Genomic DNA, 12,463 nt, shown 5'->3' on the forward strand with positions numbered 1-12,463 from the left:
GCCCCCGCCGTCGCGCCAGTCAGCGCGCGGCGCGTGGAGCACGCCGCGCGCGCTACCATGGCGCTGTTTTTCGTCAACGGCGCCACCTTTGCGACCTGGGGCGTGCACATCCCGACCATCAAGGCGCGCTTCGGATTGTCGGATGCGGTGCTGTCGCTGGCCATGCTGGCGGTGGCCGGGGGCGCCATCGCGGCCATGGGGCCGGTGGGGCGCTGGGTGGGGCGCGTGGGCAGCGCGGCCGCTTGCCGGCACAGCGGGCTGGTCTACGCGCTGGCCACCGTCGCCATCCTGGCCATGCCGCAGTTCGCCTTGCTGATCCCGGCGCTGATCGCCTTCGGCATGGCCAACGCGGCCTTCGACGTAGGCATGAATGCGCAGGCCGCCACGGTGGAGGCCAGCCGCGCACGGCCCATCATGTCCACTTTGCACGGCATGTTCAGCCTGGGCGGCATGGCAGGCGCGGCGGTTGGCGGTGTGCTGCTGGGCCTGGGCGTGCCGCCGCTGGCGCACGCCCTGGGCATGGCGGTGCTGACCGCGGCGGTCACGGCGGGCGTGGCGCCCTGGCTGCTGGATGACCATCCCGTGCAACCGCCCTGCGCCCACCACCGCGCGCATGCGGTGCGCGCGCTCTGGCTGCTGGGCCTGATGGCGTTCCTGGGGCTGGTTGGCGAGGGCGCGATGTATGACTGGTCGAGCGTTTACATGCGCGAGGTGGCGCTGGCGCCGCACGCCTGGATCAGCGCCGGCTATGCCGCCTTCTCCGGTGGCATGGCCTGCGGCCGCTTTGGCGGCGACCGCCTGCGCGCGCGCTGGTCGGACGCGCGCACGCTCGGCGGCAGCGCCTGGGTGGCATTCGCGGGGATCCTGCTGGCACTGTTGTGGCCCGCGCCGGCGGCGACGCTGGTCGGCTTCACGCTGATGGGCCTGGGCGCGGCGAACATGGTGCCGATCTTCTTCGTGGCGGCGTCGCGTCTGCCGGGCGTGGCGCCGGCGGAGGCCATCTCGCGCGTGGCGCGGTTTGCCTATATCGGCTTGCTGATGGGGCCGGTGATGATTGGCAGCGTGGCCCATGCCTCCAGCCTGCAATACGGCCTGGGCGTGGTTGCCCTCACCATGGGCTGGATTGCCGTGGCGGGCGCGCGCTTGGCTCGCCCTTACCTTTCGGCCCGCAAGGCATGACGCCCGGGCTGGCTCAGGCCGTCTCGCTCAATGCCGGGGCATGGTGCGTGCCGACCCCTTCGAACACGAACGTATCCATCGCCAGCACGCCGTAAGTGACCTCATCGGCCACGCGTGCCACACCGGCCGGCGCCTGCTCGGCGGGCACGCCTTCGCGCGGACCCAGCGCCGCGCCCAGCGCCACGAAGAACGGCAGCAAATGCTCGTCGGCGGGATGGGCGCGGCGCGCGTACGGCGCCTGCGCACGATAGTCCGCGATGCGCGCGGTGTCACCCGTGGCAAGTGCCTCGTCCAGCGCCTGGATCATCCAGCCACGGAACGCCTCCACATAGGGCTCGACGGCCGAGCCGTGCTGCTCGCGCTGGCCACCGACGCCGAAGACTTCCTGCAGGTTGTGGGTAAAGCTGCCCGAGCCCAGCACCAGCACGCCCTCGCCGCGCAGCGGCGCCAGCGCCCGGCCGATCTCGATCTGGGCCGCCGGCGGCAGATACGGGTTCAAGGCCAGCTGCACCACAGGAACGTCGGCGTCCGGGAAGAAATGCCGCATCGGTATCCAGGCGCCGTGGTCCAGCGGGCGCTCATCGTCCTGCAGCACCACCGCGGCGCCGTGGACTTGCCCGGCCTCGACCAGCGTCTTGACGCGATCGGCCAGCGCCGGCGAGCCCGGGGCGTCGTAGCGCAGTTCGTACAGCGCGCGCGGGAAGCCGCCGAAGTCGTGCCAGGCCTCCTGCCGCTCGCGGGTGCCGACCACCAGGGTGCTGTAGATCCAGTGCGCCGAGACGATCAGCACGGCGCGCGGCTTGCGCGCCCGCAGCACTTCGCCAAGCGCGTCGAAGGCGGCGCCGCTCGGGCCCGGTTCGAGGGCAAGCATGGGGGAACCGTGGGAGATGTAGATGGCGGGAAGCATGATGGCGGCCTTCAAATCCTTTTGATAGCGGTGTTCAGTTTGACAAAACTACCCAGCCCCGGCGCCACGCATTTACGGACACCTCCATCAAAAAACTTGAATTCACGCCACGCCACCACACTTGCCGTCACCGCATGCGTACGCCGCCCGCCGTGCGAACGTGGGGTGCACCACACAACGCTTTAAAGATTCGGACACACAGCGGGCAATCGGCTTATGATTCCAGCACGGGGTCCAGTCCAGCTTTGCGCGGCGCAATGCGTCGTCCGCGCGGGCCCGGGCAAACCCCGCATGACTGGATACGACGCGCCATGAAGCGTGTCAGGTTGGAGAACACCGTGGTCAAGCGCACAGCCCACAGGCCCTTGCTGCCCCATGCAAACTGGTGGCAGCCAGGCGTGTATGCAAGCGGACCGGCTGTGCTCCTATGGATCGCCGCCCGCCTGCCCGCCCCCTTGCTGGCCGATGCATTCAACGCGCCAGGCGCCCCGGCGCTGCTCAACCATGTCGGCGATTCCGTCTTCGTGGCTGGCTGGGTCGGCAGCGCCCTATGGCTCTGGCTCACACGCCAGCGCCCGGATGCGCCTGAACAGCAACAAGAAGCCGGCACGGGCGATGCTCCCGACGCCCGCAGCGCGCCCCAGCATCACGCCAGCCAGCCCTAGCTTCCCGCTACCGCGCCCCCAGGACGCCGGGCTCGCGCATGGGTGCTTCACGTGGAACATCCCGCGGGACGGTGGCCGCCCAGTCGACCATGCGGATCTGACGCCACACACCGCCATCCTGCCGGCTAGTTAAAGAATCGCTTACTATTCTGCCTTTCAGAGCGCATGCCCGGTTTTGGGGCAGGCCTCCCGCCGATTTCTCACCGCATCAAACGCCACATGCAAGCCAACGCTGCAATACCTCAAGTCCACGAAATATCCCAATCCCAGCGACGAAAGGCCATCCTCGCCGCCACCATCGGCAACGGCCTGGAGTGGTTCGACTTCACCGTCTACAGCTTCTTCGCGCTGATCATTGCCAAGCTGTTCTTCCCCACCGGCAATGACCTCACGTCCTTCCTGCTGACCGTCGCCACCTTCGGCGTGGGCTTCTTCATGCGCCCGGTCGGCGCCATCGTGCTCGGTGTCTACGCCGACCGCGTCGGCCGCAAGGCGGCGCTGACCCTCACCATCCTGATGATGGCGCTCGGCACCGCCATCATCGGCCTGGCGCCCACTTATTCGTCGATCGGCCTGTGGGCACCGGCGCTGATCGTGGTGGCCCGCCTGATCCAGGGCTTCTCGGCCGGCGGCGAGGTTGGCGGCGCCACCGCCTTCCTGATCGAGCACGCCCCCGACGAGGAGCGCGGCGCCTACGCTAGCTGGCAGCAGGCCAGCCAGGGCATTTCCTTCATGCTGGGCGCCGCCATGGGTGCGCTGGTGATCAACGGCCTGGAGCCGGAGCAGATCGACGCCTGGGGCTGGCGCATCCCGTTCCTGTTCGGCCTGCTGATCGGCCCGGTCGGGATGTATATCCGCTCGCATCTGGAAGAGCCACCCGCCTTTGAAGCCCGCCGCGCCGAACGCGCGGCCAGCAAGGTCAAGTTCTCGCCGCTGACGCAGGTGCTGCGCGACCATCCGCGCGAAGTGCTGGCCGGCCTGGGCGTGACCATCCTGTGGACGGTCTGCACCTATGTGCTGGTGTTCTACATGCCGTCGTACGCCAAGCAGCAGCTCGGCCTGCCGCTGGGCGCCACCTTCCAGTCGACCGCCCTGTGCGGCGCCATCATCCTGGTGCTGTGCCCGCTGATGGGCATGCTGTCCGACCGCGTAGGCCGCAAGCGCATGCTGGGCACCGTGGCGCTGATCATCGGCGTGCTGGCCTATCCGCTGTTCCACTGGCTGAACGTCTCGCCTACCACCCAGACCCTGCTGATGGTCCAGGTGATCCTGGGCATCCTGCTGGCGGCCTTCACCGGCCCGGCGCCGGCCGTGCTGGCCGAGCAGTTCCCCACCGAGGTTCGCTCGACCGGCCTGTCGCTGGCCTACAACTTCGCCGTGACCATCTTCGGCGGCTTTGCCCCGCTGATCGTGACCTGGCTGATCGCCACCAGCGGCAGCAAGCTGGCGCCGGCCTACTACGTGATTGCCGCGGCCGCGATCAGCTTTGTGGCGCTGCTGTTCATGCACGACCGGACCGGCAAGCCGCTGCAGTAACACGGCAATACGTCGCCAGAAACTGAAAAAGGCCAACCGGGAGGTTGGCCTTTTTCTTTACGTCAGTCCGGCGGCGGGGACGGCGCGCCCAGCACCCGCAGCAGCCGCCAGGCCATCAGGCCCAGCACGCCCACCGCCAGCAGCAGCGCGCCCCACAAAATGAAGCGCCGGTTGCGCTGGGTGTCTGAAGGCACGGCGGCCTGCGGCGATGCCGTCATGCCGGCAATCCGTGCGTCGGCGATCACCGGTGCGGGCCCGGCCAGCAACTCAGCCCGCGCGACCGCCCCGGGCTCCTGCGCGGCGCCCGACGGCTCGCCTACCGCCAGCGAGAACGGCGGCGCCCCGCGCGCGACAAAGGTCACCACGGCGGGGCGCCAGCCGAGCGCCAGCACCGGCATGCCAGCGCCAAGCCCGCCGGCGCGGGCATCCACGCTCAGGCGCCACAGGCGATCCGTGTTGCGCCCGATCGCCATCTGCGCGCTTTCCTGCTCGGTGCCTGCCGCGCCGGAAAGACGATAGAGCTGTCCGCTGCTGACCACGCGCCAGGACGCTTGCGCATCGGGCCGGGACCACAGCGTGGCCTGCACCACCGTGTTGGCCTGCGGCAGGCGAATGCGCACGCGCTCGGCCGGAAAGCGGCCGCCGCTGTCGAACAGGTAATCGCCACCGGGCTGGGCCTGCGTGGCGACGATGCCGTCGCGCCATTGCAGCGCCAGCGGCGAAGGCATGCTGGCCGCCACCGTCTCCACCTGCACGCGCGCCGGCGCGGGCGGCGCGCCCTGCCATTGCAGCCGCAGGTAACGCGCCCGCAAGCGCCCCAGCGCAATGCGGTCCTGGTTCAGCGTGCTGCCCTCGCGGCTCAGCCGCAACAGCTGCGCGCCACCCGCGGCCTGCCAGTGCTGCAGGTCGTCGCTGCTGGCAACGTCCACCCTGCCCTGGTAATCGCCATCCGGCAGGCCGATCACCACCGCGCTGGCGTCGGCTCGCAACTGGCTCAGGTCGAGCAGCCATGCCCCGGCGATGCCGGCCGCGGGCGGGGTGCTGGCGGCGCGCAGCGCGCCGTCGGTGCCGATCACCACGCCCATGGGCGCGGCCTGGCCCGACTGCGCGGCCGGCAGCGCGAACCACGGCACATCGCGCCGCGTGCGCACCTCGGCCGCCGGCTCGGGCGGCAGGTCCAGCGCGTACGGCAGCAATTCGCCTGTTCCGTTGCGCACGCGCAGATCGCCCAGCCCGGGGCGCGCGCTACGGGTGTAGACATCGGCGTCCAGCGTCACGGCGTAGTACGCCGCGTCGCGTTCGGTGACCAGCGCGAACCGCTCAGCCCGCGCGGGCAGCGGCAGCAACAGCGATGGCAACAGCGCGGCCACCAGCATCGGGAGCGCCCGCCCGCCCGCGGTTCGGAAAACCGGCATCACGTCGCCTCCTCTTCCTTCGGCGGCAGGGGCGAGAAGTAGCCGATCAACAGCAGCAGCACGCCCACGCCGATAAACGAGATGATCCGCTCGATGCCCTTGACGAAGGACAGGTCGAACAAGAACAGCTTGACCACCGTCACCCCCAGCAGCGCACCACCGGCAAACCACAGCGCGCGCGCGCCGCGACGGGTGGCTGCCACCATGGTGATCAGCGCCAGCACGGTCCAGAATACCGACAGCGACGCTTGTACCAGCGTGGAGCCGCCCATGGCCTGCAGCGTGTAGGGCACGCCGGTCCAGTGGTGCAGCGTGCGCAGCAGCACGGCGTTGAACCACAGCAACACCGTGCCCATCGCGGCATACTCGAGCGCGCGCGGGCGCGTGGCCAGGCCCTCGGCGGCAAGCCGGTGCTGCCACAGCGCCACCGCCAGCATGGCAAGCAGCTGGGCGACATCGAGCGGGTTGAGCAGCGGCAGGTAGAAAAGCGGCGCGGCGTCGCCGTCGCTGGCCACGCTGGCAATGCTCCACAGCCACAGCAACGCCACCAGCGGCAGCGCACCCCATAGCAGGTAGGCCTTCGAGAAGCGCGCCACCGGCCAGCCCCAGGCCGAGAGCAGCGCCAGCAGCCCGCCATAGCCATAGGCCCAGGCGCTCCAGCTCCAGGCACCCTCCGGCACATAGGCGCGCAGGCGCCAGTACGCCTCGGTGGAGAGCAGCACGCACACGGTCCAGAACAACAGGGCATGCATGGGCGCCAGCAAGGCATCGCGTTCATCGTCCTGCTGCCGCCACAGCAGCAGGTAGGCCGCGCCAAACACGGCCAGCCAGGCGAGCGCGCCGAAGCCCAGCAATGGCGACGCCGACTGCACGATGCTGCTGAGCATGGCCAGGACCGCCAGCAGCGGCGCCATGGCCTGCGCCGGCACGCTGGCCAGCGGCCACGCCAGGACGCGCCGCGCCAGGTGGGCCAGCCATGCGCTCAGCACCACGAACAACGCTAGCATTTCGAGCAGCACGCGCACCTGCCAGCCCCGCACGCCGTACCAGTGCTGGATCTCGACCACGCCACCGCCCAGCCACCACAGCAGCCCCCACAACGCCGCGCCCAGGCCGAGCGGCGCGCATGGCGCGGACCAGGCGCGCGCCTCGGGCCGCCCGTGCAGGCGCCAGCCGCTGAAGATGCCGGCCACCGCCAGCAGCAGCGTGCCCACGTAGCGGCTGTTCAGCACCGGCCACGCCAGCTGCGTGGCCTCGAACAGGCTGCCAGCGGCAAACGCCACGCCGGCCGCCAGCTGCAGCAGCAGCCCGCTGGCCAGCGCAAGACGCCGCTGCTGCCGCACCCCCACCCAAACCACGGCGGCGCCCTCCACGGCCCATACAGCGCTTGTGGTGCGCCCGTCGAACGCCAGCGGCACCGCCAGCGACGCAAAGATGACGCCCAGCGCCAGCACGGCTTCAAACAGCAGCCCCAAGCGATCGCGGCGCGCCGCCAGCCACGCCGCCAGGCCGAGATAGAACGCCGCGAGCGCGACCGCGCTCCATGCCATGGCAAATGGAATATCGCGCACCAGCGCGGCCTGCAGCCCCATGGCCAGCAGCGGCGTGCCGAACACCAGCGTGCCGTCCACGTAGTCCTTCAGGCTAACCTGCCTGCGCAGCGCATAGCGCAGCGCAATGCCCGTATACATCAGGAAGAACAGGATCAGGAACGGCTCCGTGGTGGCGAGCAGCTCGGGCCGGTAGTTCAGCGCGCCCCAGGCCGTGCCGATGCCGAAGGTAAACGCAAAGCCGAGCAGGTTGAGCTGGCGCCAGGCCCGGAACCAGGCAATGGCAAAGATGCCGGCATTGAGCAGCGCGTAGTAGCTGAACAGCATCACATGGCTGCCGCCGCCTGTTGCGATCAGCACCGGGGCGAGGAAGCCGCCGGCGCTGCCGGTAAAGGCCAGCACGGGCGCGTTCTGCAGCACCGCGAGGCCGCCGGCGAGCGCGCAGATGGCCACCATCAGCGGGAACGCGGCCGCGGCCGGCAGCAGGCCATAGAGCTTGGTGGCAGCGAAGACGGTGAGATACAGCACGCCCACGCCACCGCCCTGCAGCACCAGCGCATAAGCCGCGCGCCGCTCGCGCAGGCGCCAGCCCGCCAGCAGCAGCAGCACCGCGCCGGCCGCCACGCCCGCCAGCCGGAACTCGACTGGCAGCATGGCATTGTCGGAGGCGTACTTGAGCAGGAACGCCACGCCGAAGAACAGGATCAGGATGCCGACCCGCACCACGCTGTTGCCGCCAAGCAGCCAGCCGCGCGCGGCGGATATCGCGCGCTCGACGAAATCGGGCTCGCGTGGCCCGAGCGCGGACGAAAGCGGGGGTTCCACGTAGCGCGCTGGGGCAGGCGCTGGTGCGGGAGCAGGCGTGGAGATGGAGGCTGGCGGCGCCTCGACCGGGATCGGCATCGGGATCGCCGGGGTTGGTTCGGGGACGCTGGCAGCCGGAGCAGATGACGGAAATTCGCCTGCTTCAGCCGTACCCGGCGCTGCGGGGGCCGATGTGGCCGATGGGATCGCCACGGTCTCGCCGCGCAGGCTCGCCATCTCGCGCTTCAGCGTGGACAGCTCCTGCTCGAGCCGCAGCACGCGGGCTTCGAGCGGATCCGCCGGGGCGCCCTGCGCCTCGCCGTCGCCGGGATGCCGGGTGGGCCGGTCGCTGACCATCCAGCCAAAACCGAAACCCAGGACCGCGCCCGTCAGCGCACCGCCAAACCCGGCCACCACCATGCCGAGCACCAAGCCAATCACCCCGAATATCCAGCGCATCAGATGAGGTTTCGCCTAAGAAGGTTGGGGAAGGCGGCGGCCGCTGGCGCGGATACTGCGTTTGCCGGCACCGGTGGCCGCCTGCATCATGCGCGCCCAGTGTAACGCCAGGTCGACATTTTCAGGCGAGACGCGCCGACCAGGTGCTCAACCGGGTGGTTATTCTTCGTCGCCCTCTTTATGGATATTGATCACATGCCGCGCTTCGAACCAGAGCGGCATGCCGGGCGCCATTTCCTCCGTGCAATAGGGCTGGTTGTCGAGCTCGCCGCTGTAGAGATCGCCCTCGCGTCCGGTCACGATCACCCACATGCGTTCCACGTGCTGCTCCTCGCGATCCTGCTCGTCGGCGGTGACGATGCGAAAGATCAGCTTCACCAGCTGCCCGGCCTGCAGTGCCTGCCGCTGCGCCAGCGCCGGCACCCAGAACGTCTCGGGGTGCGCCTCGCCGATGACCTCGCCGTCGTCGAGCTGCCAGCCGTCTTCTTCGATGGTCGCCAGTCGTTTGTCCATGTCAGTCCTCTTGGAAATTCGTCCTTCACGGGCGGCATCGTAGCAAATGCGTCATGAGGCCGCGCGGGCGGGACATGCCGCGCGAGTCGCTTTAAGATGGCAGATCGAAGGAGAACACACCCATGGCAGCAGACAGCAAAGCCGCAAAAGAAGCCGCAAACCAAACCGCAAAAGAAGCCGCAAAAGAAGCCGCAAAGAAGGTGGCGAAGAAGGTAGCGAAAAAGGTCTCGCCCAAAGCGGCACAGCCCGTGGCGAACACGGTGGCAGACACGGAGCGCGAGCGCTGCAGCTGGTGCGGCACGCTGGAAGACTACTGCCACTACCACGACAACGAATGGGGCTTTCCCGTCGGCGACGACCGGCGCCTGTTCGAGAAGCTATGCCTGGAGGGATTCCAGGCCGGCTTGAGCTGGCTCACCATCCTGCGCAAGCGCGAGGCGTTTCGCCGCGCCTTTGCCAACTTCGAGATTGAAAAGGTGGCCCGCTTCGGCGAGCGCGATATCCAGCGGCTGCTGGGCGACGCCGGCATCGTGCGGCACCGCGGCAAGATCGAGGCGGCCATCAACAATGCGCAGCGCGCCCGCGAACTGCTGGAGACGGAGCCATCGCTGGCCGCGTACTTTTGGCGCTTCGAGCCCGATCCGGCCAGCCGGCCCACGCTGCTGACGCCGGAAGTGCTGCGCACCATGGCCATCTCGCCGGAATCCATCGCGCTGTCCAAGGACCTGAAGAAGCGCGGCTGGCGCTTTGTCGGCCCCACCACGATGTACGCGCTGATGCAGGCGATGGGCCTGGTCAACGATCACCGGGAGGGCTGCGCGACGCGCGAGGAGGCCTTGCTGGCAAGGAAAGCATTCAAGGTGCCGCGCTGAGGTGAGGTAAACGTCGGGCGAGCGGTATACGCGGCGGCCGGGACGCCAGCGCAGGTATACGGGCGAAGCGCAGCGCTGCGCCAAATACAGGCAACGTATACGTCTGCCGCAATGGTGGCCTTATGTCTTTCTTTATTGTTTACGTATACCAATATAGTAGTAGTAGGTAAACGACCCCTTTCCCCGTGGATAAGCCGGTTTTTCCCTTTCCGCTCAACGACTTGCGAACAAGATAAGTCCCAGGGAATACCCTGATCCCGCGGGATATCTGGTGGACGTATACGTGGCGCGCAAAAACCGCCCCGAAGTTGTTCGTATACGCCCCACAACCCACCCCCAGCCGGGACACAGCTTTCCTGCCTGCTTATCCCCAGGGTTTTGCCAAGTTATCCACAACACGGCCGGGGCGGCCGGCCCTCGCCTCCAGCGATCGCATGTTGCGTGCCGCCCAACCGCGGCCAGCATGCGTGTCTGCAGTTCTCCAACAGGTTTACCCGGAAAAGTGGCGGCGCATCCGCTATTGGCGCCCCCATGCGGATGGCATGGTCCATGCGGTTAAGGGTTCAGAGCCCGGCGCCGATGCTCGTTTTCTTCCCACCTCCCCACCCGGAGCCATCGCTCCATTGGAGAACCGTCATGAAGATCAACCGCTATGAACCACGAGAGAGTCGGCCCCGATCGCGTTTGCAGGAAGCGATACGCATGCTGCAGCGAGGTGTCCTGTTGATGCGCGTGCTCGCGATGTGCGCGAACAGCATCGCCTATGCCCAGCCCGCCGCGCCGGCCCAGTCATTGGTCGCGCCCGAGCAGACGTTCGCGCCGGGCTACCTGGAAGCCGTCTCCACCGGTTATGACAACGGCCAGGCGCTGCAAGGATCAGAGGGCATGGCGCCGGTGCGCTTGCCGCATTCACCCACCACGCAGATCCGGCCGTCCCCGGCGCCGTCCACACCGGCCCCGGCTGCTGCAAATCCGGTGGTGGTCCCGGTTTCGCAAAAGTCGCGCCGCGAGCAGCCGCAGTGAGCTGTGATCAACGACGTGCGCCCTGCGCGGGCGCACCACGTAGCGTCGGCATGCGCTACAGGCAATGCCGCACCCCCATGGCCAGAGCGGTCAATCGTGCCTGCCGAACTGCAGCCAGCCTTGGGCCCTGAGACATGCGGGAAGCCGCCTGCCGTTCCGGCGCAGCGCGGCCATCATCACGCTCGGTGGCGTTGCTATCGATTGGCTGCGAGGTGGTCGGCCAATGCCTGGAAGGCTGGATAGCTGGTCGTATTGGACTGCTCGTTTCCGGCCACCGGATGGGAGGCGAACCGAGCGATCACCATCTCGGCTTTGGGGTCGATGTAGATCGCCTGGCCATGAACGCCGCGCGCCGAGAAGGCGCCATCGGCGTTATGGCTGACCCACCACATGTCGCGGTAGCTCCCGCCGGGCATTGTCGCATTGCCGGCTTTGGCGAACTTGGCCTTGTCGCCGCCGTTTTGGATGTCGTCGACCACGGACTTGGGCACGATCTGCTGACCATTGAACCGCCCACCCAGGCGCATCATTTCGCCAAAGCGGGCCATGTCGCGCAGGGTCGGGTTGAAGCCGCCCCCGGCGAACTCTGTTCCAACGCTGTCGACCAGCATGTAGGCGTCTTGCTCCACCCCCAGCTTTTGCCAGATGCGCTCGGACAGCACCTCGCCCACTGACTTGCCGCTGACGCGCCGGATCAGCCAGCCTATCACGTCTGTATTCACGGTCTTGTAGGCAAAGGCATCGCCATGCTCGCCCTCCTTCTTCAGGGTTTCCAGGAAACCGTAGAACGAGGTTGGGCCGTTGTAGCCAGGCGGGCGTGGGAACACGCCTCCGGCCCGCACGTGTTGCCAGATTTCGGCATTCGGATCTGCGTAGTTCTCCGAATACTTGACACCAACCGTCATGTCCAGCACCTGGCGGACCGTCGCGTCGCCGTAGGCCGTGTCCTTGAGCTCGGGGATGTATTTGGAGACCAGCGCGTTCTCGTCGAGCTTGCCTTCGGCCACCAGCATCGCACCCAGCGTGCCGAAGAACGATTTGGTTACCGACATGGCCGTGTGTGGCTGGCGCGGGTTCATGACACCAAAGTAGCGCTCATAGACGATCTGGCCCTTGTGCAGCACGACGATCGCATCGGTGTAGTTGGCCTCGAGCGACTGCGCCCAGGTCATCGTGTCCGCACGTCCCAACGGCGTAAACGTGATGCCGTCGATGTCGGTGCGCTCGGCGCGCGGCAATGCCGAAGGTGTGCCATCACCGCGCCTGACATTGGTGCTGGGCACGAGTTGGCGGAAATTGGCGAACGACCAGCGCGTCTGCGGAAACGCGTAGAGCGTCATGTCCGCTTGCCGGATCAGCTTGTCCGCAGCCGGCGGCGAACCGGTCATCCAGCCCATCTTTACAGGGTCCGAATCCGCGGCGCTGAGCGGCAAACGAGCGACTTGCGCCTGCGCGATACTCGTGCTGCACGCAGCAGACAAGACAGCGAGGATGGATTTGAGCTTCATGCTTTGTCTCCTGTTGTGCCTGCATGCCAACC

General features: G+C 67.9%; 10 protein-coding genes. 5 read left to right on the forward strand and 5 right to left on the reverse strand.

Going from position 1 to position 12,463, the window contains the following annotated elements:
* A partial coding sequence (locus ACYP5B_RS23050; protein ID WP_459571212.1) for an MFS transporter occupies positions 1-1,179 on the forward strand: 1,179 nt, incomplete at its 5' end.
* A gap of 13 nt (positions 1,180-1,192) precedes the next feature.
* Here ACYP5B_RS23050 and ACYP5B_RS23055 read toward each other — a convergent pair.
* A complete protein-coding gene (locus ACYP5B_RS23055; protein ID WP_459571213.1) occupies positions 1,193-2,086 on the reverse strand; it encodes a dioxygenase family protein in 894 nt (297 codons plus the stop codon).
* A 311-nt stretch (positions 2,087-2,397) separates the two neighbouring features.
* Between ACYP5B_RS23055 and ACYP5B_RS23060 the strand changes: the two genes are divergently transcribed.
* Positions 2,398-2,751: a hypothetical protein gene (locus tag ACYP5B_RS23060; protein ID WP_400094543.1), complete on the forward strand. Its 354-nt coding sequence runs from the start codon at positions 2,398-2,400 to the stop codon at positions 2,749-2,751.
* Between the two features lie 219 nt (positions 2,752-2,970).
* Complete coding sequence (locus ACYP5B_RS23065) at positions 2,971-4,287, forward strand: MFS transporter (RefSeq protein WP_459571214.1); 1,317 nt, start codon at positions 2,971-2,973, stop codon at positions 4,285-4,287.
* 62 nt (positions 4,288-4,349) lie between these two features.
* Here the strand turns inward: ACYP5B_RS23065 and ACYP5B_RS23070 are convergent, their stop codons facing one another.
* From ACYP5B_RS23070 to ACYP5B_RS23080, 3 genes are all read right to left on the reverse strand, one after another.
* The gene (locus ACYP5B_RS23070) at positions 4,350-5,702 is read right to left on the reverse strand and encodes a DUF3999 domain-containing protein (protein WP_459571216.1); all 1,353 of its coding nucleotides are present in this window, start codon (positions 5,700-5,702) and stop codon (positions 4,350-4,352) included.
* The gene (locus tag ACYP5B_RS23075; protein WP_459571217.1) at positions 5,702-8,515 is read right to left on the reverse strand and encodes a DUF2339 domain-containing protein; all 2,814 of its coding nucleotides are present in this window, start codon (positions 8,513-8,515) and stop codon (positions 5,702-5,704) included. The genes ACYP5B_RS23070 and ACYP5B_RS23075 overlap by 1 nt, the downstream gene beginning before the upstream one ends.
* A gap of 159 nt (positions 8,516-8,674) precedes the next feature.
* The gene (locus ACYP5B_RS23080; RefSeq protein ID WP_267604627.1) at positions 8,675-9,028 is read right to left on the reverse strand and encodes a DUF2314 domain-containing protein; all 354 of its coding nucleotides are present in this window, start codon (positions 9,026-9,028) and stop codon (positions 8,675-8,677) included.
* A 122-nt stretch (positions 9,029-9,150) separates the two neighbouring features.
* On the opposite strand from ACYP5B_RS23080, the gene ACYP5B_RS23085 reads away from it, so the two are divergent.
* Positions 9,151-9,900: a DNA-3-methyladenine glycosylase I gene (locus ACYP5B_RS23085; RefSeq protein ID WP_459571218.1), complete on the forward strand. Its 750-nt coding sequence runs from the start codon at positions 9,151-9,153 to the stop codon at positions 9,898-9,900.
* Positions 9,901-10,536: 636 nt separating this feature from the next.
* Complete coding sequence (locus ACYP5B_RS23090; RefSeq protein ID WP_459571219.1) at positions 10,537-10,923, forward strand: hypothetical protein; 387 nt, start codon at positions 10,537-10,539, stop codon at positions 10,921-10,923.
* Positions 10,924-11,117: 194 nt separating this feature from the next.
* Here ACYP5B_RS23090 and ACYP5B_RS23095 read toward each other — a convergent pair whose 3' ends face one another.
* Entirely contained in the window at positions 11,118-12,431 is a 1,314-nt protein-coding gene (locus ACYP5B_RS23095) for a serine hydrolase domain-containing protein (protein WP_459571220.1), read from the reverse strand.
* Positions 12,432-12,463: the final 32 nt, after the last annotated feature.

Source organism: Cupriavidus sp. 8B (assembly GCF_054589115.1).

Bases quoted from the DNA above. Each gene is read 5' to 3' on its own strand.
- ACYP5B_RS23055 (WP_459571213.1), bottom strand. From the start codon at position 2,086: ATGCTTCCCGCCATCTACATCTCCCACGGTTCCCCCATGCTTGCCCTC.
- ACYP5B_RS23060 (WP_400094543.1), top strand. From the start codon at position 2,398: ATGAAGCGTGTCAGGTTGGAGAACACCGTGGTCAAGCGCACAGCCCAC.
- ACYP5B_RS23065 (WP_459571214.1), top strand. From the start codon at position 2,971: ATGCAAGCCAACGCTGCAATACCTCAAGTCCACGAAATATCCCAATCC.
- ACYP5B_RS23070 (WP_459571216.1), bottom strand. From the start codon at position 5,702: ATGCCGGTTTTCCGAACCGCGGGCGGGCGGGCGCTCCCGATGCTGGTG.
- ACYP5B_RS23075 (WP_459571217.1), bottom strand. From the start codon at position 8,515: ATGCGCTGGATATTCGGGGTGATTGGCTTGGTGCTCGGCATGGTGGTG.
- ACYP5B_RS23080 (WP_267604627.1), bottom strand. From the start codon at position 9,028: ATGGACAAACGACTGGCGACCATCGAAGAAGACGGCTGGCAGCTCGAC.
- ACYP5B_RS23085 (WP_459571218.1), top strand. From the start codon at position 9,151: ATGGCAGCAGACAGCAAAGCCGCAAAAGAAGCCGCAAACCAAACCGCA.
- ACYP5B_RS23090 (WP_459571219.1), top strand. From the start codon at position 10,537: ATGAAGATCAACCGCTATGAACCACGAGAGAGTCGGCCCCGATCGCGT.
- ACYP5B_RS23095 (WP_459571220.1), bottom strand. From the start codon at position 12,431: ATGAAGCTCAAATCCATCCTCGCTGTCTTGTCTGCTGCGTGCAGCACG.